Origin of the sequence: Anaerococcus sp. AGMB09787 (assembly GCF_022808955.1) — a bacterium.
GTDB lineage: Bacteria > Bacillota > Clostridia > Tissierellales > Peptoniphilaceae > Anaerococcus.
In genome coordinates this window covers 72,570-94,858 of the sequence record NZ_JAKZEY010000023.1, presented here as the reverse complement: position 1 = coordinate 94,858, position 22,289 = coordinate 72,570, and the positions used below count along the sequence as shown (strand labels likewise).

The following is a 22,289-nucleotide window of genomic DNA, read 5'->3' as shown; positions in this document are numbered from 1 at the left end:
AGATAATAAAAATACAACTTAACAAAATTAATGACTTCAATATTTTCTTCATTACCTCAGCTCTTTCTGTTTTTATTAAATATATTGTATCAAATCAGATAGGACTTTCCCATATCAAAATTTAATATACACTATTATCAATAAATATGATATAATAATAAATTAGGAGTTGTGTTATGAATGATAAAAAATTATTATTTGCTAAAACTTTAAAAAATATCAGACTAAAAAAAGGCTTTAGCCAGGAAGACATATCTGAAATAAGCTATATTAACATTAATACCATATCTAGGATGGAGAATGGAAGAGATTCCTATGATTTTGATAAGCTTGATATTTTATCAGACATATATAAAGTTGATCTTATTGAGTGCTATTTTAATATTTTTTATGAAGATGCTAACGAAATTGATTTCATTATAAATTCTATAAATAAAAAAGATAGAATTAATGGATCTTTGATGACTGAAGAAATTGATAGGTTGACTGAAATCTCAAAAAAGTCTAAAAGAAAAATTATAAAAACTAAGGCTAATAAGCTAATTCTATTCTTAAAAAGTATAGAAGAAAAAGATAATTATATTAGAAAAAAATTAATTCTTGAGGCTTTAAATATTGGTGGGGAATTTGATTTTGATAATCTTAATAATAATTATTACGATTATATTGACTATAGAATTTTGATGAACTATGCTCAAACTTTAGAAAGACCAACAGATAGGATTAATGTATATAAGTTTATAGAAAAGTCCAATTCTACTTACAATAATATAGAATATCTAGTTTTCCATAACATGGCTGCTGATTACTATATACTGGGTGTAAAAGATAAGGCTTTGGAATATATAAATAAATCATTTAGTTCTAATTCTAAATCCCATACTTCTCCAGTAATTCTTTATACAAAAGCTTTGATACTGGAAGACTTAGGTCTTTCATATGAAAAATATATAAAAAAATCTCTTGAAATCGCTAAAAATCAAGGAGAATATGTCTACAACACTATACTAGAACATTGGGAGAATAGGTATAATAAGAATAAACAATGAAAATAGATACTAGTAAGTGATAAATTGTTAAAGAAGCCAGTTTTATATCCTCAAAACGTATATAAATCAAGACTTTTGTATTTAGTTATATATATAGTAAAGTTAGAACTTTCATATTTTAATCTAGCTGAAATCTGTTCTGGAGGCCATTGATGATTTAAAAATAAATCCTTTACACAATTAAATAAAATTGGATTATCTAATTTTTTCTTTGGTCTATAATGAAGTCGTCTTTTTTCGTATATAGCGTGAGCTTCACAAGGAATGTATTCGCCATCTTGGCTATTTCTTCTTATTTCTCTTGAAATTGAAGATTTATTTTTTCCTAGCAAAATTGAAATTTCTGTTTGGTTTTTGCCTATATCAAGAAAATGTTTAAGCAATTCATGTTCTTTTAGTGTAAAATGATTATAATGATTCATAGTCTCTCCTGATTTTTAGTTGTATTTGCAAACACTATTTTATCAGAAAACTATGAATCATTTTTTTGTTGCACTTAGATTATAAATTCAAGGGATAAAATTTCCTCCTGATTAGTTTTTATTTACCCTAATCAGGAGGTTTTTGTACACAAATATTTCATAGTCTAAACTGCAACATTATTGCACTAAAGACTAGCTATTAATAAGTTACGTCCCAGATGAATTTTTATTGTTTATTTAGTGTGGATATAAGATATTAGTTAGTAAATCAAAACTACCAGCAAAGCTTAAAGTTACCACAGCGCCTAAATGAGCTAATACCGACACGCCCCTATTGGGGCTGTCGAATATTTTTTCACATGCACCACTATCCAAACTACTGCTTTAGAGTTTCCTTTATTTTTGTTTGACTTACTTATCCGTAAGGGGATCATAGTATTCTTTTATACTTATTTGATCTGTTTAATAATCTTCTTGTAATTGATTTTGTATATATTCTTTTATTTTCTTCTCATTTTTTCCTACTGTATCAACATAATAGCCTCTGCACCAAAAATGTCTGTTTCCATATTTATATTTCAAGTTTGAATGCCTATCAAATATTATTAATGAGCTTTTTCCTTTTAAATATCCCATTATTTCTGATACTGAATATTTCGGTGGTATCTCTACGAACATATGGACATGGTCTGGGCATAGCTCTACTTCTATTATGTTTACTCCTTTTCTTGAACATAATTCTCGAAGTATGCTTCCTGTATCTTTCCTTAGTTGTCTATATATTACTTGCCTTCTATATTTTGGTGCAAATACTATATGATATTTGCATCGTAGGCTTTATGTGATAAAGTATTTTTATCCAAGATTACCTCCTTGTTTAATTGTGCATGTGACTATCACAATTATACTTTAAGGAGGTTTTCTTGGTGCTTGAAGCTAAAGATAATTTCTTCCACCTGCATAGCAGGTGGTTTATTATTTCGTTCTCTTTCGTTCGCTCAACTCACTTAAGTGTACAAATCAATAAAAAACCCCAAATTAATGGAGTTTTTTAAGAAAAAAGTGAACTATATATTTTTCTATACAAGTCTAGAGCTAAGCTCCAGTCTGTTTGTATCATATCGGCACCAAATTGAATTAGTTTTCCCCAGCCTTCTTTAGGATCTTTAATTAAAGATATATCATCATCTAAGCCAGCGTATAGGTCGAACTTTCCGCTTATTCTTATGGAATTTATTTGAACTAGTACACCAAATTTTTCTTTAATTTCATCAATAAATTCTTTTCCGAAAGTATCTGACTTTTTATCTTCTGCTATTACTTCTAGTCCTATAAGATTTATATTTTTATATTTTTCTAAAATTTTAATTTCGTCTTTTTTTCTTATTATAGGCATTAACATAAATTTATATTGATACTTTTCAAAAATCTCTAAATTTTTATCATTTATAGAACATTTTATCATTAGCCTTTTAAGTGTTTCTTTATCAAAATTATCATAAAGATAATCTAAAAATTCAGGAAAATAGTTTTGTGATCTATCTATTTGATATAAAACATCTTCATCAGACCCATCTACAATATTTTTAAATTCTTCCACCCTATAACCAGAATTATCATACTGCTGATTTAATAGAGGATGTTTTATTATTACTTCAGATTCAAGATTTTCAAACTTTTGATCTACATTGAAAATGCTTTTTTCTTCTGATGTATGAAAGGCATAGTATTTATTATCCTTACTTCTTCCTATATCAATTTCTACAATATCAGCTCCCATTTTTTTGGCAAGCTTAGATGAATATGAGGTATTTTGGCAAATATTGCCACCCCATACTCCCCTATGAGCAGTTATAAGAAATTTTTTCTCTTTTATTTTTTCTATGAGTTTGCTGTTATTAACTTTATATTCTTCTTTCAAAGTATTTATTCACCACCTCTAATTTTTTTTATTTTATTTTTTATTGTTTTAACACCGTCATAACGTACGAGCCATACAACTAGTATAGAAATCATAATAAGAATAGTTGAATATACCAAGTTTATGGCCTTAGCATCTATGGCAGCAGTAGGATCTGCATTTGACCTTATTACTATACCTAGTGTAGGTCTTAATGGATGATAAAGGAAGGCTGATATCTCATATTCACTTATTTTTCCATTGAAATTTAAAACAAACATGGCTAGGACTGTTGGCATTATTACAGGAAGCACTATTTTAAAGAATGTATAAAATCTACTTGCTCCAAGGTTTTTTGCCGCATCTTCCAGTTCTTGGTTTACACCGAAGTAAGCTGATCTTATAAATCTATAGGTATTAGGTAACGAAACTACTATATAGGCTATAAGCATAATAACCAAAGTTCCAGTAAGTATTTTATAACCAACCCAAAAATGTGGCACACTATAAAGGTTTATTAGTCCTATTGCAAAGAGTATAGCAGGTAAAACCCAAGGTATATAAATTAGTAATTCTGTGGCTTTTGTAAAGATGTTATTCTTTTTTTGTGAAAGTCTTCCTACTAATATACATATAATAGATATAATAAGGGCAGCAACCCCAGCGTACGCTACTGATGTTAAGAATGGTCCATATGCAGATTGGTCTGTCAATACTCTCTTGTAGTTTTCTAAGGTAAATGATGATAGGGAAATCTTTCCGCTTCCTATGGTCTTGTAGTCTGTAAATGAGAATACTATTACACATAAAAACGGTATTAGATTAAGGAATGCCAATAAATAAGCAGATATATGGGAAACTACATTTACAATTGGATTTTTAATCTTTTGTTTCTTAAGTTTAGCCTTAGTTTTTGATATAGAGATATAATTCTTGCCCATAGTCAACTTTTGAACTACGAACAATACACCTATTTGGAATACACCCTGAAATAATGCAAGCATAGCTGCTATATCCCTTGAATTAGGTCTTGCAGAAAAAGTTAGTACTAGGGGCATTATTGTTTGAAAGTCTTTACCACCCAGAATTAATGGTGCTGCAAAGGAAGTAAGTCCTTGTTGGAATAGCAATATTATACAAGTTATAATCATAGGCATGACTTGTGGAAATACAATCTTTTTAAGTATAGTCCATTGACTAGCGCCTAGATTTTTACCAGCCTCAACTGTATGGTAGTCTATACTGGATAAGGCATTTCTAAAAAATAGCATGTAGTTTGTAGTACAACCAAAGGTCATAGCAGTAATAACTGCCTTGTATCCCAAAAACCAATACCTATTTATATCAGGATTAACTTGTGATGCTAAGTTTGTAAATATTCCATTAGGACCATAGGCAAATACATAACCATTGTTAATCAATAGTCCTCCAAATACTAAGGGTGTTAAATAAGTCAAGGTCAAAAATCTTGAGCCTTTAATATCAAAATAGTCTATAAAGAGTACTTACATTATTCCTACAATTGATACTGTTACAGGGAGAGTTAGTGCCATTAAAAATGAATTTTTGAGTCCATCCATTACTCTTTTTGATTTTATTATCTTATTTATAGAAGAAAAACTTAGACTTCCATCGACTACAAATGAAGATTTAAGGACAGATATATTTGGTAATAGGACAAAAGCTATTAAGAAATATAGGACTGCCCCAACAGATATTATGAGTAAGATATTTAGTAACTTTGATTTTTTAGCTTTAGCTTCCATCTATCTCTCCTTAAAGGCAAGAATCTTTCCTATATCAAACCTCGCCTTCACATAATCACCCTTAGAAATAATATTCTCCGCAGACCTATATTCTCTAGCTGTAAGTCTCGTATTAGTATTAATATCAACTAGATGATAAATATAGTGGGTTCCATAATAATCTTCTCCTTCATACTTTAGTAAAATTTCATTAGGCCCTACAATCTCATCGTTTTCTAAAATTTTGATATCTTCAGGTCTTATATAAAATGAACTATAATAATTAGTATCGAAATTGGATGCAATTTTTTTAATTAAATTCTTATCAATTTTATTAGACTCCCCTATAAAGGTGCATACAAATTCAGTTTTTGGATGCTCATATATTTCCTTTGGACTTCCAACTTGTTCTAAATGACCATTAGAAAATACAGCTATTCTATTAGATAGGGTTAGGGCTTCTTCTTGGTCATGGGTTACATAGAGAGTTGTAACATTTAGGTCTCTTTGAATTTTTTTAAGTTCTTGTCTTAATGACTTTCTAAGTTTAGCATCAAGATTTGATAGAGGCTCATCCATGGCAAGTATTTTTGGTTTCTTAGCCATAGCACGAGTAATAGCCACCCTTTGTTGTTGACCACCTGAAAGGTCAGATACATTTTTTTGCACTTGTTCATCTGTAAGATCTACAAGTCTAGATAGTTCCTTTACTCTCTTATCAATATATGTCTTATCCTTTTTCTCAACTTTTAATCCGAAAGCAATATTGTCATATACGCTCATAGATGGGAAAAGAGCATAGGATTGGAATACAATACCTATTTGTCTATCTTCTATGGCAACATCATTAATTATCTTATCATTTATTTTAATAGTTCCTCTTGAAGGATTTAAAAAGCCAGTTATAGCTCTTAAAAGAGTCGATTTACCAGATCCTGAAGGACCTAAGAAGGTAAAGAATTCTCCTTCTTTCACTTCAAAGTTGATATTATCCATTGCTACAAAATCACCATATTTTATTTGTAAATCTTTTATTTTAATCATAACTTCACCGAGTAAACTTTATTGCATTATATTTAATTCTACATATTCAACCCATTGGTCTATATATTTGCCTACAAAGTCAAAATCTATATCAGCAGGGTGAGTAGATTCCATTACTTCTTTTAGACCTTCTGGGGCACTATCTTGAGCTTCTTTATTTACTGGTATTTGATTAAATCCTTCTGCAAATCCCTTCATTATCTCTGTGGATCCCATCCAATCGATAAATTCTTTTTCTTTTTGATTATTTTCTCCATCCTTAACAACACCAACTTGTTCAACAGTTTGAACTACTCCTGATGATGGATCTATTATTCCAATATCTACTCCATATTCTTTTTCTATTTCTGATGGCTTTGCCATATAGGTGTAAGCGTAAGGAACCTTACCATCTACAAAGTTTTGAATCCAATCCTCTCCTTGTGGAGTTGAATATCCATTTTCAAACCATTTTGTTAAGTCATCCCAAGCTTCATCCTTTACACCTAGTTCAGCAGATTCATCTTTGTAATCCATAAGATGTATATACATAGCGGCTGTATCTGTAGCTCCACCTAGTTTGTTTTGTACCTTATATAAGTTTTTATATTTTTCATCATTATATAAATCTGACCAATCCTTAGGTAGGTCTTTCTCTTCTACAAATTCCTTATTATAGATGGGAAAAACTCTAGCTATATCCATAGGAGAATATAAGTTTTCTTCGTTGATTTTTACACTTTCATCAACCTTATTAAGCCAATTAGGTTTATATGATTCAAGTAAATCTTCTTCTGCCAACTTGTTAAAGTTCATTTCATTTAAACCAAAAACAATATCAGCAACTGGCTTATTTTTTTCTGCCAATAAACGATTAATGAGGTCAGTTCCCCCAAGATCTACTAATTCAATTTTAAATCCAGATTTAGAAGCTTCTTCTTTAAAATAATCTCCACGACCATCACTTACAGCATTAGAATAAACTATTATAGTATCATCAGATGGAGTTTTAACCTCTTCACTTGATTCTTGATTACTATTCAAAGCTTCTGTATCAGTATTATTAGAACGACATCCTACTAGCCCAAATGATAGAGTTATCAAGGCTAAAGCCAAAACTTTTTTACTTTTCATAATCTACTCCTTATTAAATATTTTTTTACATTGCAAGTATAATAAAGTTTTATTATGTTTACGTAAAATATTTGTGTTATTTTAGTAAAATTTTAAATCTTCTTAGTAAGATTTTACTAAAACATTTTCCTTTAGTCAATAGTTGTTTTATTTATTTTTAAGAATAATTGCTAATAATGATAATAATCACAATATACTTTTGACAATATAAAAATTTACATTTATTAATTTATTAATAAGAGTAAAATATTATAATAGAAAGAAGAATAATTATGACAACATTAAAAGATATAGCTAAATTAGCAAATGTTTCTATAGCTACAGTTTCAAGGGTTTTAAAAGATGATGAAAATTTCAAGGTAAAAGATGAAACAAAAGAGTTAATAAAGAAAATAGCTAAAGAAAACAATTACCAAGTTAAAAGTAAAAAATCACAAGTAAATAAAGAAAATTTTAATAAAAAAATCGGTCTAGTAACAGGAGTGTCTAATAAAAATCAAATATCTAATCCTTACTTTTTAAAGCTTTGGCAAAATATAAAATATTCCTTAAATGAAAGAGGCTACCTAGTAGAATATTGTCACCTTTCCTTAGTAGATATTGAAGATATGAAAGATAAGTTTGATTACTTTCTAATCATGGGCCATATAAAGGATCAACAAATACAAGAAATTTTAGATTATACTGATAATATAATATTTGTAGGATCTTCTCCACCACCTACAAAATATGATTCTATAGTTCCAAATTTTCAGGATGGTATGCACCAAATATTTGATCATATAAAGTCATTAAATATTGATAAAATTGGATTTATAGGAGCAAATGCTAAAAAGTGGTCTAAAAATAAGAGTGGAAATTTTGTAAAAAATGAAAGATACCTGTTATTTAAAGTTTTGGCAGAAGAAGAAGGCTTATTTAATATAGAGAATGTCGCCAATGGAAGTTATGATATGGAAAGTGGCTATAAACTTATGAATGATCTTATAAAAAAGGGAGATATGGCAGATCTTTATATAATTGCCAATGATCAAATGGCAATAGGCTCAATGAAATCCTTAATTGATAATAATTTAAGAGTACCAGAAGATGTTAAAATAATTTCTTTTGATAATTCAAATCTAGCTTCATATTCATCTATATCACTTACAAGTCTTGACCTTAATATAAAAAATATGGCTGAGTCTATTTTCTATCTTATTGACTCTAGGTTATCAGGAAGAGACTTTCCTATTGAAGTTGCTGTGCCAACAAAACTTGTAATAAGAGATTCAACAAAAAATATTTGATTTATTTTACTGATATTTTAACTTATAATTAGAAAATGAATTTATCAATAGATTGACCTAAGTAAACAATATTTAAGGGTGATGGTTATTTGATTTTTACCATCACCGGGTATGTAAATAATTTTGTGTATCAACCTAAATCCTGATAAAAGGGTAAGGGTTGATACATTTTTTATGTATCAATAGATGTCCATTTCTATAGAAATGGAGCTTAACTTAATTTTATACGACTTTAATAAACTGTCAAATTTTCATGAAAATTTGCAGCCGATTTTATACTGGGTTTTTATCTTAATTAAAAACTCCCTTCAAAATATATTGATAATTGGGATAAGATTTGATCCCAGCCACGTATTCTATATGTCCATTTGCTTGATGCATCTACCATTGCTAGATACAAGCTTTTTTGAAGGGCATAATCATTTGGAAATATTGTTTTATTTTTTCTTACTTTTCTTAGTTGCCTATTAAAGTTTTCCATAGCATTTGTTGTATATATTAGCTTTCTTATTCCTTCTGGATATTTAAAGTATGTTGATAGTTCTGCCCAGTTGTTTTTCCAAGAACTTACACACATTGGATATTTTTTATTCCATTTTTCTTCAAAGATTCCTAGATTTGTTAGGGCTAAGTCTTCTGTTGGTACCTTGTATACTGCTTTTAGGTCTTTCATTAGTTCTTTTATGTCTTTGTAGGATACATACTTTGTGGAGTTTCTAATTTGATGTATTATGCACTTTTGGATTTCTGCTTTTGGATATACTGCTTCTATTGCTTGAGTAAAGCCAGGTAAGTTATCTGTTGAAACTATTAGTATATCTTCCAGTCCTCTTTCTTTTAACTGGTTTAATACTAAAAGCCAGTATTTGCTTGATTCGTTTTCTCCTACCCAGGGTCTGCCCTTTGGGTACATCCCAAGTATTTCTTTAAATCCTTCCATGTTGTAGCCTAGAGCAATGTAGACGGCCTTTTTGACTACTATGTTGTTTTCTCTTACGTGATAGTGGATAGCATCTAGAAACACCATTGGATACACTCTTTCTAATGGCCTATTTTGCCATTCTTCTATGGTTGGTAGTATTTTATTTGTTATTTTACTTACCATTGTTTCGGATATTCCAAATCCATAAATATCTCTGATATGAGATGATATATCTCTTGTTGTCATCCCTTTTGCATACATTGATATTATCTGGTTTTCTATGTTAGAAATATCTTTCTCATATTTTCTTAAAGACTGAGGTTCAAATGTTCCTTCTCTGTCTCTTGGAATGCTTAAATCTATATTTCCATATGATGATTTAACTGTTTTTTTACTTGATCCGTTTCTTGTGTTAAGCGATAAGGGCTTTTCTCCGTATTCATAATCTAAATGTTCATCAAGTTCTGCTTTTAAAAGTTCTTCCATTGTATCGCCTAAAAGATCTTTTAGTGCTTCTTGAATATCTTGTGCGCTTTGAGGTTGATATTCTTCAATTAACATTTTTGCTATTTTGCTTCTTTTTGTCTCCGGTCTTTTTCTTGGCATAAAAATTCCTCCTGATTAGTTTGTACTTACCCTAATCAGGAGGTTTCTATACACAAAATTTTACACAGTCTCACCATCACCCTTTTCTTATCTATTATTTATTTGTTACTTCATCTCTATCAGAAGATGTTGTATCTTCTTTTTCATCAGCTACTTCGGATTTTTCTGATCTTATAGACTTTTCGGCATTTTCAAGGTCTTTTTTTCTAGCTTTTTTGCTTACTTTGCTTTCCTTGGTAGAATATGTCTCATCAGAATCTTTTTTGTTAGCTTCCTTTTTATCTGAAGATTTGTTGGTAGAAGATTTTTTATCAGATTTCTCTTCTTTTTCAAGAGTTTTGTTTTCTGATGGTTTTTCAGAAGATTTTTTGCTTGTGTCTTCTTTTGCTTTATCAGAAGTTTCTTCTTTCTTATCTTTTTTGTTATTTTCTTTTTCTTCTTCAGCTTTTTTCTCAGCTTCTTTTCTTTCTTTGATGATAGCTTCAGCAGCCTTTTGTTCTGACTCTGATAGGTCTGATACCATTATATTTCTAAATTCTCCATCTTTTCCTGCCTTAGGAATGTTGAAAGAGTTATCGAAACTAAATATTGTTACGTTTGGATCTCTTATGTCTTCTGGGTCAAAGATGTATCCATCGTTTGTAGCATATCTACCTTCTTCTCTAGCCTTAGCTACTTCTTCTACCGAGTAGATTATTTGCCAGTTTTTCTTGCCCTTACGTTCTTCTTTTGGTGTTACATTGGCAATGAAGTCTGGTGCAGCTTGTGTTTTTTCATCTTCTTTGGTGTGACTTGCATCAACCCATGGAGCTGGTCTTTCTGCTGGGTGAGTCATCAAGTATTTTACTGTTGCTATTTGTTCCTTGGACATATCATCATAATAGGCTATGTGGATATGGTCAATGTGGGGGATTATGAATGATGTACCTGTATCTACTGTTGCATTTTCAGCATGGAATGGTAGGTCTGAATTATTAACTAGTCTTTGTGGTTCTAGTTCTCCATTCTTAGGTGTTACTATTTCATAATGATAGTTATCTTTAACCTTAGATAGTTGTAATTCTGCAAAGGCCCTATTTGTTAGATCTAGGTCTTTCTCATTGTATTTGTAGGTATCTCTACCATCATTTACAATATATTGTCCATCTTTTTTATCTACTATCTTATCAATCATTCCTGCAATTTGTGGTAATTCAAATTCTACTATAGGAATATTTGGGTAGTATTGTTTTGGATCTTCATAGATGATATGTTCTTTACCGTCTTTTGTGTAGATATGATAGTGGTCTTCATGGACTGCAATTTTTACTATATCTTTTTCTGAGAAAGGTACAGTGTTGCTGGTATTGCTAGATGGAGCTTTCTTTACTTCATCTTCTAGTTGATCTAGGCTAACCACGTTAGCAACTTTTGGTCCTTGGTTTGATACATTTACATACTTTGGAGAATTGTTTGTAACATTACCGTTTTGTGGATTGCTATGGGTACCTTGGTAAACTCCAAATTCTGCATTTGGATATAGGGCACTTGGGTTTTCATAAGATATGAATTCTCTACCATCATTGGTGTATATGTGGTAGTGGTCACCGTGTACCAAAATTCTTACTACATCTGAGCTTCTTACTGGTGCAGCTGCTGCTGATAGAGATGATCCTGAGCTAGATCCACCTATTGGTGCGTGACTTCCTACATATTGGCCAATAGTAAGGTTTGGGAAGAGGCTTGAAGGATCCTCGTAGGTTAGGAATTCATTACCATTAGCATCATAAACGTGGTAGTGGTCACCATGGAGTTTAATTGATGTGATATTTTTGCCCTTAAGTTGGTCTAGTGATACTACGCTTACAAAGGCAAGTCCACCTTCATCATTATCTCCTAATGTAGCTGGGTCAGTATAGGTTATAATTTCCCTACCGTCTTTGGTAAATACGTGCCAGTGGTCACCGTGTTTTACAACTCTTTCGATATCTTCTTTTTTTACTTCATTATCTATAAGAACATCTGTTGTCTTATCTGTTGCATATTTTGTTTCTTTTTTTACGAATTCAAAAGTTTTGTCATTTTTAGCAACTTTTTCTTCGATGTTAGAATTAGTATTTCCCTTGCTAGCTTGGTTTTCGTTGTTTGCATAGGCAAAAGCTCCGATACCAACAGCCAAGGCTGATACTAACGCTACGCTTATACCAGTTTTTTTGTTCATAATTTCCCCTTTCTTAAATTATTTATTTCTCTTAAAAATCATGGCTAATATTAAAACTATTACTGATATTAGTACAATTACAGACCCTGGTTTTAGGTTAAAAATGTAGGATAAGAATAAACCTACATACATATAAATAAAGGATAAAACCATGGCAATGATTAGTGACATCTTGTAGGTCTTAGCAAATTGCATGGCTGTAATTACTGGGATTACAATAAGTGATGAAACTATCAAGGAACCAATAGTCTTTGCAGAAATTGATATTGTGATAGCTGCAATTAGAGTAAATAATAGGTTCAATCTATTATTCTTAATCCCGTATAATTTTGCTAGTTGTGGATCAAATACACTCAAATATAGCTTGTCATATATAGCTAGATAAACAAGTAGTACGATCACTGACATAATTATAGTTATATAAAATTCAGCATCTGTTACAGTAACAATTGATCCAAATAGGTAGGAGCTTACAGAATTACTAGCTCCAGTAAAGGATGAAAATATTCCAGCCAAACCTATGGCTCCAGCTAAAACAATTACTGTAGATATTTCCTGGTAGGCCTTAAGTTTGCTCCTTAATATCTCAATTCCAAATCCAGCCAATAAGCATGACGCAATTGATCCTAAAAGAGGATTGACCCCTATTAATAAGGCAAAGGATAGGCCAGCCAAGGAAGAGTGGGCCAAGGTATCTCCCATAGTAGAAAGTCTTTTTAACAACAAGGTAAGACCAACACAAGGAAGGATGATGGCTAAGAAGCCAGCCACTATAAAGGCCCTAGTCATAAAATCATATTTAAACATTTCTAGCATCTATAACTTCACACCTTCCCTTCTCTACCTTAAATACATAATCAAGATACTTATTAGTAATTTCCATATTATGAGTTACCATAAGGATTGTCTTGCCTTCGTTTTTTAACTTGGTCAATATTTCCAAAAGCTCATAGGTAAAAGCTGGATCAATATTATTTGTTGGTTCATCTAGAATTATAAAGTCAGAATCCTTAATTAAAGCGAGCAGAATTCCTAATTTTTGTAATTGACCACCAGATAGTTCACTCAACCTCTTATTCTTATGGTCATAGAGATCGAGGTCTTTGAGCATTTGATCCGCATCTATATTCTTCTTAAGTCTTCTTAAATTAATTTTTAGACATTCACTAATTGTAGTTGGAAAATTTTTATATGCACTTACTGCACTTTGACTAATGTAAGAAATATCATCAAGGTGGTTATTGCCTTTAATATTATCACCAAATAACTTAATTTCACCCTTGTACTTTTTTAAATTGCCGAGGATTAAATTCAATAGGGTTGTCTTGCCGGCACCATTTCTACCAATAATACCGACAAAGTCTCCCTCATTCATCGAGCAAGTAAAGCCATCTAGTATAGCCCTATCCTCATAGGCGAAAGTTAAGTTATTAACTTCAAGAATCTTATTCATTAAAGACTCTCATCAAAACTTCGAGGTTCTTCTTCATAAGTCCTGTGTAGCCTTCTTTAGCCTCTTCTTCTGATACTGATTCCATTGTGTAGATAGTATCTGTTTTTACACCAGTTTGGTTGGCCAAGGTTTCTGCAACCTTTGGTGTAGCCTTACCTTCAAAAAGAATAGTCTTTAGACCTTTTTCTTCTACGAAGTCTGCTATTTTCTTAAGTTGCTTAGCGGATGGTTCATCTTCTGGTGAAAGACCTGTTACAGCTACTTGGTGAAGACCATAATCATTAGCCAAGTAATTGAATGCTGCATGGCTAACTACAAAATACTTATCTTCATCGTCAACATTACTTAGGGTTTCCTCAAATTCTTTATCAAGTTCTTCAAATTCAGCTTGACTCTTCTCTAGATTTGCCTTGAAGAATTCTTCGTTTTCTGGATCTATTGCTGCTGCCATTTGATATATTGTATCTAGCTCCTCAATGGCATTTCTTATTGATAACCAGGTGTGAGGGTTAACATTGTCGTGGCTATTAGAATTTTCTTCAACTAGGTCAGATCCTTCAGTCTCTAGTAATACCAAACCTTGTGATAGATCTAAGAATTTATCATCATCATTAACTGTTGCCTTCAAGTCATCTATGAAGCTTTCCATTCCAGCACCATTGTAGATAATTAGGTCGGCATCTGTTATTTCAGCCATATCCTTAGTTTTTAGTTCAAAACCATGTGGCTCTTCTCCATTTCTTATAATAGTTCTTAGATCCCATTTATCGCCAACAATCTTCTCTGTCAAATCATGAACAGGGAAAAATGATGTATATACTGTAAGTTTTTCATTATCAACATTTTCACTTTGGCTAGGTTCTGTTGAAGTCTCAGCAGGAGTTGCCTCATCTGTGTTATTTGAATTACATCCAGTAAATAATAAGATAGAACTAATAAATAAAAATGAAATTCTCCTTAAAATTCTACTTTTCATATATTAAATCTCCTCCAATTATTAAAATATAGCTTATTAAATAAAAGCATGGGCTAAATGCAAATTACTTGCATTTGCTTTTTATATTGTACAACAAATTTTTTCTACGTCAATAAAAATATGCTGCAAATATTATAAGTAATTCAAAATAAAATACACTTTGTTAAAAAGATAGCATTACTTGTGTTTATAGAAGTAAAAATATATAAAATTTTGATAAATAAAAAATTTGATTTGGTAAATTCTACTATAGAAATAGCTATACTTTTATGCATACAAAAAGCACCTTGCTAAGAGGTGCCTATAGGTAATCTAGGATTATCTTCCATTCTTCTATAAGGTCATCAAGCCTATACCTGGCATTGGCAGGGCTAGTTGATGTTAATTTAACTCCCTTGATGCCAAGTTTTGGATAGTGGAATTTTTTGTAATACTTGTAGGATGTGGCACCATTTAAGAAGACTTGATTGATTTCTGAAGCCTCCACCACTTCTTCAAGATGCGATGGTATAACATTTTTTATACTAGCATCGCTTGATCCTATGATATCACACTTATAAATTGAATCATACATGGCTATATGGTTACTAAGGATAAATTGCTTTCTCTCCTCTATATCTCTTGATAATTCTACTCCAAAAAGTCCTTCCATAATCTTCCAAAATCTATTTTGTGGATGGCCATAGAAAAATCCATACTCACGAGTCTTAACTGATGGGAAGGATCCTAGAATTAATATCTTAGATTCCTTATCATATAGGGGTTTAAGTGGGTGGGTTATTGTTTGGTATTCTCCCTTCATTTCATTGTCCTTTCTTTCTTCATATTACTATTTTAACCTATTTTTCTCAGGCAAGTACTTCCAATATCTCTTGGGCATATTAGAAATCATAAGTTTCTTATTTTTCCTTTCCTTAATGGATATCGCATCATAAAAGACTATCCACAAGGATCTAAAAAATTCTTCCTCGGAATTTTCTTCTATATTTAGATCAATTATATCAACTACTTCAAAGTTGCTATAAATAGAAACAAAGGCCTTGGCCCTATTTTTATCATAGATAATAAATTTCTCATCAGGCATCCTCTTTAAAAAATGATAGGATAAATCTCCCAAGATAAAATTATTTGACTCATATTCTGCAAAGAGATAACCTTCCTGGATTTCTCTAAACCTCAAGAGTCCCTTCAAGCAATGAGCCTCACTACGGTAATTTTTAACCATCTTGTTAAAGCCTATAGCATACTTATTGGCAGAAGAAACTACTTCTACGCCCTTTATAAAGGAAAGTTTTATAAGCCTTGCTATGATTATATCCTTATCTTTGTAGAAAGAATTGAAAGCTGTGATTATATCCTTGTAGAAGACTTTTGAGAGGTTCTTTTTGATAGAAGCCTTCACCCTATCTGCCTTAACTATATCAGTTCTAACCCTAACCATATGAAGAAAGGATAGTTGGTCGTCTTCACTTCTGATTTCGATCTCAAATAGGTCCTTGTAATAATCAAAAACGACTGTCAAAAATCCATCAAAAGTTTTATCATATACTACAATCATAGGAACTCCTAGAGGAAGGAAAGTTGCTCATGGGACTTATTGTCAGAAAGACTCATACGCATCCTAAGCTCTTTCTTGTTTGAAAACTTGGATCCCCAGTATTTTCCTTTGACTAGGATAAAATTCTTGGCTCTTTTGGTTGAAATATTTAGAGCCTTTAGGTTATCGTAGTCAAGCATTCTATACTTTCTGGCATTGATGATTTTCCTTGCTGAAACTCTGCCTATGCCAGGAATTTTCATAAGGTCCTTGTAGGAGGCCTTGTTTATTTCAATAGGGAACTTGTCTATATGGTCTACGGCCCAGGATGTTTTGGGGTCAAGGTCGAGGTCCAGGTTTTGCTTAGATGAATTGACTAGGTCTTCTGCATTGAAATCATAGAACCTCATAAGCCAATCAGCTTGATAAAGCCTGTGCTCTCTCAGCAAGGGAACCCTATCTATGTCCTTGGTTAGATCAGATTTTACAACTGGTACAAAGGCACTATAGAATACTCTCTTTAGGTCAAAATTTTGGTAGAGATTTTGCGATCTTGACATTATCTCTAGGTCGCTCTCCTTATTTGCTCCGATTATCATCTGGGTTGTTTGACCTGCTGGCAAAAACTTGGGTGTGTGCTTATAGACTTTAATCTCATTTTTCCTTTGAATAATAGAATTTTTGGCAACAGCCATAGAATTTTCTATTTCAGAAGTCTTCTTTTGAGGAGCCAAAAGTTTTAAAGACTCATCAGTAGGAAGCTCTACATTGATACTCATCCTATCAACAAGATGGCCCATATTTCTTACTAAGTCATAGCTTGCCCCTGGGATGGCCTTCATGTGGATATAGCCATTAAAATTGTATTCAAGCCTTAGAATTCTCGCAGTTTCTATAAGCATCTCCATGGTATAATCAGGGTTTTTGATAATACCTGATGATAGGAAGAGTCCCTCTATATAATTTCTCTTGTAAAAATTCATGGTTAAATCTGCTACTTCCCTTGGAGTAAAGGCCACCCTTTTTACATCATTGGAAGACCTATTAATACAATACTTGCAATCATAGATACAAGCATTGGTAAACAAAATTTTTAAAAGGGATATACATCTACCATCTTCGCTCCATGAATGGCATATCCCTGATAGGTGGCCGTTTCCTAGTCCTCCACTTTTATTTTTTCTATTAGAACCTGATGAGGAGCATGATACATCAAACTTGGCAGCATCAGTTAAAATTGTAAGCTTTTCTAAAATATTCAAAAAATCACCTTCTTTATAGACTTTAAAAGTCCTCCGACTCTTACTGTCTTATTATATGATAAAAGTCTATAAAAGCAAATAAGCAAAAAATCGACCCATACTTACAATACAGGTCGATAGCAAGCTTTTATATTTACTTACATTCTCGGAAATCTAATTTGATAATCTTCAAAACCTTAAACTTCTTCTCCAATTGTTAGGTCGCTCTTAATAGGAGCCATTAGAATCTTACCACTTCCCCTATAGACATTTACTAGTCCTTCACCAGATGCAGCAGATCCGATTAAGGACTTACTAGATTTCTCTACAGTGAACTTTAGGGATTTGGACCAGGCTATGGCAAAGTTGCCATCGATTTTAACTTGGTCATTGTCAAGTTCTATCTCTATTAACTCTTCCTTTGGTACAGGAGATTCTAGGGCTACTACACCACTACCTTCGATTCCGAGGTTAAAGAAGCCTTCATTACCAAGGGTTGCTGATGACAGGGTATTTCTTGCTACAAGTTTTTGCTTTAGATTACTATCACAAGCTAGGAAGTATCCATCTTCTAAGACCAGGCTATTATTCCATGTAGCAAGATCTATTAGGATTATATGCTTGTAGGTAGGCTCAAGGACAATTACCCCATCTCCTTCATATTCTGGTTTTATAGCTGCTTCCTTGGTTACTGCTCCTCTAATTGACTTGCCAAAAAAGTCTCCCACACCCTTAATTCCAGTAGTAGTATTGACATTACCAACCATCCATTGCATACTGCCCTTTTGGATTGTAATAGGGCTTACACTTAGGTCACACATTACTTGCTTTAATTTAACATTCATTTGAGAAGCAAAGTACTCATACATAGCCCTATCCTTGGTTACAGATAGGTCTCTCTTGTATTCAAAAACTGTAAAGGCACCCTTCTTATCTAAAATATTAACGTCATCATTATCTAAAAAATTATTAATCTTAAACATTTATTACCTCACATAATAAAAATCATCAGCTGGTCTTTGACCAAATATTGAAGTTAGCTTCAACCTTTCTATATTGTCATATAAAACATTAAAAATCCCCTTCATAGTGTCCCCTTCTATAAAAACCTTATCTAAGTTCTTATAAATTTCAAGGGCATCATCCTTACTTATATCAAAAGTATTTACAAGCCTATCAGATATAATAGGTTCAGAGTCTTTCTTCTGACTAATTTCATCTAAAAATTTGATTAAAGCATCTTCTTTGCTATTAAGGACGTCCCCATTTACTATAATAACTTCTGATATCATATCAAAAGAATCGTCAAAATCAGGAGATATAGCAGACAAGGCTTCATTTATTTTATATTTCTTATAGGTCTTATCATCGTTAATTATAGAAATATAGGGTTCCCTTGCCAAGGCTACAAAGGATTTTGTACTTCCTATTAGCCTATTAAGGTTATCAGCATCCTTATAATAGATAATATTGATACCTATAAACTTTTGTAACAGTCCAATTTTTTTACTTATCTTCTGCCTAAAATCATTCCCTAAATCTTTAACAAAAATCGTTTTACCAAATATATCAGAAAATTTATTAATATCGCCATCGCTTAGTAGGTATAAATTATTTACTAGGCTAATTCCTGCTATTTTTATATGTACCTCTGAATCCTTATAGAGATTAGCTGCCATTGGGGCATCTACTATGGCAATATCAAAGTTTCCATCATAGAGATCTTTAGTATCGCTTATGTAGGTTGACTCTATAGGAAGCTCACTATTTTCCTTTATGGTATCCATGAGGATTGTTGATGAAAAGCTAGTAGTTTTTACATCAAGTGAGCTATATATACTAGGATCTGAGGGTTCCTTTTGCTCGCTTACTATTTCTTTTTTTCTGGCTACATCAGTACAAGATATAAGGATTAAAGAAAGGAAGAAGATAAGAAATACAGATTTTCTCCTAGTCATTTATTTCTCTCCTATCTTCCAAGGCTCTCTCCAAGGTTAGTTGGTCAAAGTATTCGAGTGATGATCCTACTGGGATACCCTGGGCTAGCTTTGTAACCCTAACGTCTCTATTGGCCAAAAGGTTTTGCAAAAACAAAATTGTAGTTTCCCCTTCTATGGTTGAAGATATAGCCAAGATAACCTCTTTAATCTCTTCCTTATTAATTCTTTCTAACAACCTATCAACATTTAATTGGTCTGGCCCAATACCATCAGATGGACTAATTAATCCTCCCAAAACATGGTAGCGCCCCCTATAAGCTCCAGACTTTTCGATAGCTATAAGATCTTGGATATCTTCAACTATGCAAACTGTTTCGTTATCACGGCTTATATCCTTACATATATCACAAATATCATCCTCGGTTAAATTTCCACAAATTTCACATGAGTGGATTCTATTTTTGACATCTATAAGACTTTGGGCAAAATCCTCGACATCTTTTTTGTCATCTTCCACTATAGACATGGCTAGCCTCTCGGCGCTTTTCCTGCCTATAGTTGGAAGCTTTTGGAATTTTTCAATTAAATTTGCTAATGACTCTGGAAAAAGTGCCATTACATTAGTCCAGGAATGTTAATTCCACCTGTGAGTTTACCCATAGCATCTTCGCTGTACTTATTAGCATTGCCCATGGCATCATTTATAGCTACCATGATTAAATCTTCCAGCATATCTACATCTTCTGGGTCAACTACATCTGGGTCAATCTTGATATTTACAACTTCTTTTCTTCCATTTACAGTTGCTTCTACTACTCCACCACCGGCTGTTGAAGAAAATTCTCTCTCTTCAATTTCTTGTTGAGTTTTCTCCATTTGCTCTTGCATCTTCTTTACTTGCTTCATCATATTGTTCATATTTGGTGCGCCTGGTCTAAATCCGCCTCTTGCCATACATATCTCCTTTATTTTACAATTAATAAATCACCTAAGATTTCTCTTAATTTTTCTTCATTTTCATCAATATTATCCGACTCGTTGACTTCTTCAACTAAGTCTTTTTCTTTAATTGTACCCTCTTTACCTAGATTTGGAGTTTTTTTTTGATAATTTTCAAAATCATCTGTCTCGAAATATACTTCACTCCCTATTATTTCAGATAGCTTGATTGTGATTTCCTCTATCTTGGTTTGGATAAAGATTCCATAAAAGCTATCCTTTAAGTAGAGGGTAAAGTTATGACCATCAAAAGAATAATTAAATCCTTCACTCTCGAACATCCCCTTGAGACTCCTACCTGCTGTTGCTACAAACATCTCCTTGATGTCATCGATTTGGTAGGTTGAAAGCTCTGTCCAAGAACTTGCGGGTTCTTCCTTGATTTCAGGAGTCAAGGCTTCTTCATTTTTCGCTTCTTCTTCCTTAGGAACATCAGTAGTTATTTTTTCTGGTATTGAATCTTCAATATTTTCTATTTCTTCTGTGTCATAGGTATCTTCTTCTAGGTTAATTATGCTAGGATACTTATCATACTCATTCTCTTTACTAGGTCTCTTAGAAATATACTTATCTGAGAAGTCTATATTAGAAAGCTTATCTTCTATAGCCTTATTTACAAGTTCTACTAGGTTAATTTCATTTTTCCCTTCAAGGGCCCTAATCCTTCCATCTAGCGAATTAATATCCTTAGAATTGATTAGCCTAATAACCATAAGCTCAGTAATTAGGTCAGTATTGTCTGTATTTTTGAGCTTTATCTCGTAGTCTCCCACAAGATCCAATATATCTATTAACCTATCAAGGTCAATTTCCCTTGATCTCTCCTCAATAAAGTCTGCTCTATCCTCATTTTCAAAATCGACCTTATCGCCAGTCAGCTTATACAACATAATATCCCTCATATAGGATGCCAGAGCTTCTACTATATCCTTATTGGACTTATTATGATCCCTAAGAGAGAAGACCTTGTCTATGGCTCCCTTTTGATTATAGGCAAAGATTGACTTGGTAAGGGAGTCTATATCATAAAAGTCTACTGTTCCTAGCAAATTCTCCACATCTGGTAGGCTATATGAGCTTTCCTCTGTCGAAATAACCTGGTCTAGGATTGATAGTGCATCACGCATGGCCCCCTTGGCCTTTCTGATAATAAGATCTATAGCCTCATTTTCCATGGTAATATTTTTATCCTGTAGGATGATATTTATTTGTTTTTTGATATCCTTAGAGTTTATTTTGTTAAATTCAAACTTTTGAACCCTAGACAATATCGTATTTGGGATTTTTTCAATCTCTGTTGTAGCTAGGATAAATACAAGGTGGCTTGGTGGCTCTTCCATAATCTTTAGCAAGGCATTGAAGGCCTCCCTAGTAATCATGTGGGCCTCATCGATTATATATACCTTATATTTTAAATTGTTGGGTGGATAAATAACATTGTCCTTTAAATTTCTAATATCATCTATCCTCCTATTGCTAGCTGCATCCATCTCAATAATATCAATTGTAGCTTCTTCATCTATGGACCTACAATTATCACACTTTAAGCAGGGTGAACCATCTTTTGGATTAAGACAATTAATAGCCTTGGCAAAAATTTTAGCACAGGTCGTCTTACCCGTTCCCCTTTCACCAGCAAAAATATAGGCATGAGAAAAATTTTTATTTTTAACTTGGTTTTTTAAGACATTTACTACCCTATCTTGACCTAGGACTTCATCAAAGGTCTTGGGCCTATACTGTCTATACAAAGCTTTAGCCATAGTAATTCCTTTCTAATAATTCTATTATATCATACTTTATTTTGAATAATAAATGATAGGCGAAAATATTTTTTTGCTTTATGAAATTTT

At 32.3% G+C, this 22,289-nt stretch carries 21 protein-coding genes and 1 pseudogene; 2 read left to right on the top strand and 20 right to left on the bottom strand.

Annotated elements, in window-relative coordinates; genetic code table 11:
* Positions 1 to 176: 176 nt before the first annotated feature.
* The gene (locus tag MUN42_RS06180) at positions 177 to 1,049 is read left to right on the top strand and encodes a helix-turn-helix transcriptional regulator (protein WP_243343693.1); all 873 of its coding nucleotides are present in this window, start codon (positions 177 to 179) and stop codon (positions 1,047 to 1,049) included.
* Between the two features lie 50 nt (positions 1,050 to 1,099).
* On the opposite strand, the gene MUN42_RS06175 is transcribed toward MUN42_RS06180, so the two are convergent.
* From MUN42_RS06175 to MUN42_RS06145, 7 genes and pseudogenes are all read right to left on the bottom strand, one after another.
* Positions 1,100 to 1,471, bottom strand: coding sequence for a helix-turn-helix domain-containing protein (locus MUN42_RS06175; RefSeq protein ID WP_243343691.1), 372 nt, complete (start codon positions 1,469 to 1,471; stop codon positions 1,100 to 1,102).
* A 411-nt stretch (positions 1,472 to 1,882) separates the two neighbouring features.
* Positions 1,883 to 2,334 (bottom strand): annotated as a pseudogene (gene tnpA / locus MUN42_RS06170) (IS200/IS605 family transposase).
* A gap of 188 nt (positions 2,335 to 2,522) precedes the next feature.
* Positions 2,523 to 3,392, bottom strand: a complete 870-nt coding sequence (locus tag MUN42_RS06165; protein ID WP_243343690.1) for a glycerophosphodiester phosphodiesterase family protein — start codon at positions 3,390 to 3,392, stop codon at positions 2,523 to 2,525.
* A 5-nt stretch (positions 3,393 to 3,397) separates the two neighbouring features.
* On the bottom strand, positions 3,398 to 4,828 hold the full coding sequence (locus MUN42_RS06160; RefSeq protein ID WP_279323809.1) for an ABC transporter permease subunit: 1,431 nt from the start codon (positions 4,826 to 4,828) through the stop codon (positions 3,398 to 3,400).
* Positions 4,829 to 4,876: 48 nt separating this feature from the next.
* Entirely contained in the window at positions 4,877 to 5,137 is a 261-nt protein-coding gene (locus tag MUN42_RS06155; protein WP_243343688.1) for a hypothetical protein, read from the bottom strand.
* Positions 5,138 to 6,160, bottom strand: a complete 1,023-nt coding sequence (locus tag MUN42_RS06150) for an ABC transporter ATP-binding protein (protein WP_243343687.1) — start codon at positions 6,158 to 6,160, stop codon at positions 5,138 to 5,140. It lies immediately after the preceding gene.
* Between the two features lie 18 nt (positions 6,161 to 6,178).
* Entirely contained in the window at positions 6,179 to 7,273 is a 1,095-nt protein-coding gene (locus tag MUN42_RS06145) for an extracellular solute-binding protein (protein WP_243343686.1), read from the bottom strand.
* Between the two features lie 272 nt (positions 7,274 to 7,545).
* Between MUN42_RS06145 and MUN42_RS06140 the strand changes: the two genes are divergently transcribed.
* Positions 7,546 to 8,562 carry a LacI family DNA-binding transcriptional regulator gene (locus MUN42_RS06140; protein WP_243343685.1) on the top strand — a complete coding sequence of 339 codons (1,017 nt, stop codon included), beginning with the start codon at positions 7,546 to 7,548 and terminating at the stop codon, positions 8,560 to 8,562.
* 295 nt (positions 8,563 to 8,857) lie between these two features.
* Here the strand turns inward: MUN42_RS06140 and MUN42_RS06135 are convergent, their stop codons facing one another.
* The 13 genes from MUN42_RS06135 to dnaX all read right to left on the bottom strand — a co-directional run bounded on the left by MUN42_RS06135 (position 8,858) and on the right by dnaX (position 22,199).
* Positions 8,858 to 10,090 (bottom strand): IS256 family transposase, encoded by a 1,233-nt coding sequence (locus tag MUN42_RS06135; protein WP_279323808.1) that lies wholly within the window; start codon positions 10,088 to 10,090, stop codon positions 8,858 to 8,860.
* A 94-nt stretch (positions 10,091 to 10,184) separates the two neighbouring features.
* The gene (locus tag MUN42_RS06130; protein ID WP_243343684.1) at positions 10,185 to 12,290 is read right to left on the bottom strand and encodes a pneumococcal-type histidine triad protein; all 2,106 of its coding nucleotides are present in this window, start codon (positions 12,288 to 12,290) and stop codon (positions 10,185 to 10,187) included.
* Between the two features lie 18 nt (positions 12,291 to 12,308).
* Complete coding sequence (locus MUN42_RS06125) at positions 12,309 to 13,106, bottom strand: metal ABC transporter permease (protein ID WP_243343683.1); 798 nt, start codon at positions 13,104 to 13,106, stop codon at positions 12,309 to 12,311.
* Positions 13,090 to 13,743 carry a metal ABC transporter ATP-binding protein gene (locus tag MUN42_RS06120; protein ID WP_243343682.1) on the bottom strand — a complete coding sequence of 218 codons (654 nt, stop codon included), beginning with the start codon at positions 13,741 to 13,743 and terminating at the stop codon, positions 13,090 to 13,092. Before MUN42_RS06120 ends, MUN42_RS06125 begins: the two co-directional genes overlap by 17 nt.
* Positions 13,736 to 14,719 (bottom strand): zinc ABC transporter substrate-binding protein, encoded by a 984-nt coding sequence (locus MUN42_RS06115; RefSeq protein WP_243343680.1) that lies wholly within the window; start codon positions 14,717 to 14,719, stop codon positions 13,736 to 13,738. Before MUN42_RS06115 ends, MUN42_RS06120 begins: the two co-directional genes overlap by 8 nt.
* A 301-nt stretch (positions 14,720 to 15,020) precedes the next feature.
* Positions 15,021 to 15,521, bottom strand: coding sequence for a DNA-deoxyinosine glycosylase (locus MUN42_RS06110; RefSeq protein ID WP_243343679.1), 501 nt, complete (start codon positions 15,519 to 15,521; stop codon positions 15,021 to 15,023).
* A 27-nt stretch (positions 15,522 to 15,548) separates the two neighbouring features.
* Positions 15,549 to 16,277 carry a TIGR03915 family putative DNA repair protein gene (locus MUN42_RS06105; RefSeq protein ID WP_243343678.1) on the bottom strand — a complete coding sequence of 243 codons (729 nt, stop codon included), beginning with the start codon at positions 16,275 to 16,277 and terminating at the stop codon, positions 15,549 to 15,551.
* 8 nt (positions 16,278 to 16,285) lie between these two features.
* Positions 16,286 to 17,518 (bottom strand): putative DNA modification/repair radical SAM protein, encoded by a 1,233-nt coding sequence (locus tag MUN42_RS06100; protein ID WP_243343677.1) that lies wholly within the window; start codon positions 17,516 to 17,518, stop codon positions 16,286 to 16,288.
* 176 nt (positions 17,519 to 17,694) lie between these two features.
* Complete coding sequence (locus MUN42_RS06095; RefSeq protein WP_243343676.1) at positions 17,695 to 18,480, bottom strand: AIM24 family protein; 786 nt, start codon at positions 18,478 to 18,480, stop codon at positions 17,695 to 17,697.
* Positions 18,481 to 18,483: 3 nt separating this feature from the next.
* On the bottom strand, positions 18,484 to 19,455 hold the full coding sequence (locus MUN42_RS06090) for a hypothetical protein (protein WP_243343675.1): 972 nt from the start codon (positions 19,453 to 19,455) through the stop codon (positions 18,484 to 18,486).
* Entirely contained in the window at positions 19,448 to 20,053 is a 606-nt protein-coding gene (gene recR / locus MUN42_RS06085; protein ID WP_243343674.1) for a recombination mediator RecR, read from the bottom strand. The genes MUN42_RS06090 and recR overlap by 8 nt, the downstream gene beginning before the upstream one ends.
* Positions 20,053 to 20,391, bottom strand: coding sequence for a YbaB/EbfC family nucleoid-associated protein (locus MUN42_RS06080; protein ID WP_243343673.1), 339 nt, complete (start codon positions 20,389 to 20,391; stop codon positions 20,053 to 20,055). The genes recR and MUN42_RS06080 overlap by 1 nt, the downstream gene beginning before the upstream one ends.
* A gap of 11 nt (positions 20,392 to 20,402) precedes the next feature.
* Complete coding sequence (gene dnaX, locus MUN42_RS06075) at positions 20,403 to 22,199, bottom strand: DNA polymerase III subunit gamma/tau (protein WP_243343672.1); 1,797 nt, start codon at positions 22,197 to 22,199, stop codon at positions 20,403 to 20,405.
* Positions 22,200 to 22,289: the final 90 nt, after the last annotated feature.

What these genes read in the sequence shown, in the direction of transcription:
- MUN42_RS06180 (WP_243343693.1), top strand. Translation starts at nt 177, where the DNA reads ATGAATGATAAAAAATTATTATTTGCTAAAACTTTAAAAAATATCAGA.
- MUN42_RS06125 (WP_243343683.1), bottom strand. Translation starts at nt 13,106, where the DNA reads ATGCTAGAAATGTTTAAATATGATTTTATGACTAGGGCCTTTATAGTG.
- MUN42_RS06115 (WP_243343680.1), bottom strand. Translation starts at nt 14,719, where the DNA reads ATGAAAAGTAGAATTTTAAGGAGAATTTCATTTTTATTTATTAGTTCT.
- MUN42_RS06135 (WP_279323808.1), bottom strand. Translation starts at nt 10,090, where the DNA reads ATGCCAAGAAAAAGACCGGAGACAAAAAGAAGCAAAATAGCAAAAATG.
- MUN42_RS06080 (WP_243343673.1), bottom strand. Translation starts at nt 20,391, where the DNA reads ATGGCAAGAGGCGGATTTAGACCAGGCGCACCAAATATGAACAATATG.
- MUN42_RS06120 (WP_243343682.1), bottom strand. Translation starts at nt 13,743, where the DNA reads ATGAATAAGATTCTTGAAGTTAATAACTTAACTTTCGCCTATGAGGAT.
- MUN42_RS06130 (WP_243343684.1), bottom strand. Translation starts at nt 12,290, where the DNA reads ATGAACAAAAAAACTGGTATAAGCGTAGCGTTAGTATCAGCCTTGGCT.
- MUN42_RS06175 (WP_243343691.1), bottom strand. Translation starts at nt 1,471, where the DNA reads ATGAATCATTATAATCATTTTACACTAAAAGAACATGAATTGCTTAAA.
- dnaX (WP_243343672.1), bottom strand. Translation starts at nt 22,199, where the DNA reads ATGGCTAAAGCTTTGTATAGACAGTATAGGCCCAAGACCTTTGATGAA.
- MUN42_RS06150 (WP_243343687.1), bottom strand. Translation starts at nt 6,160, where the DNA reads ATGATTAAAATAAAAGATTTACAAATAAAATATGGTGATTTTGTAGCA.
- recR (WP_243343674.1), bottom strand. Translation starts at nt 20,053, where the DNA reads ATGGCACTTTTTCCAGAGTCATTAGCAAATTTAATTGAAAAATTCCAA.
- MUN42_RS06110 (WP_243343679.1), bottom strand. Translation starts at nt 15,521, where the DNA reads ATGAAGGGAGAATACCAAACAATAACCCACCCACTTAAACCCCTATAT.
- MUN42_RS06095 (WP_243343676.1), bottom strand. Translation starts at nt 18,480, where the DNA reads ATGTTTAAGATTAATAATTTTTTAGATAATGATGACGTTAATATTTTA.
- MUN42_RS06105 (WP_243343678.1), bottom strand. Translation starts at nt 16,277, where the DNA reads ATGATTGTAGTATATGATAAAACTTTTGATGGATTTTTGACAGTCGTT.
- MUN42_RS06140 (WP_243343685.1), top strand. Translation starts at nt 7,546, where the DNA reads ATGACAACATTAAAAGATATAGCTAAATTAGCAAATGTTTCTATAGCT.
- MUN42_RS06155 (WP_243343688.1), bottom strand. Translation starts at nt 5,137, where the DNA reads ATGGAAGCTAAAGCTAAAAAATCAAAGTTACTAAATATCTTACTCATA.
- MUN42_RS06090 (WP_243343675.1), bottom strand. Translation starts at nt 19,455, where the DNA reads ATGACTAGGAGAAAATCTGTATTTCTTATCTTCTTCCTTTCTTTAATC.
- MUN42_RS06145 (WP_243343686.1), bottom strand. Translation starts at nt 7,273, where the DNA reads ATGAAAAGTAAAAAAGTTTTGGCTTTAGCCTTGATAACTCTATCATTT.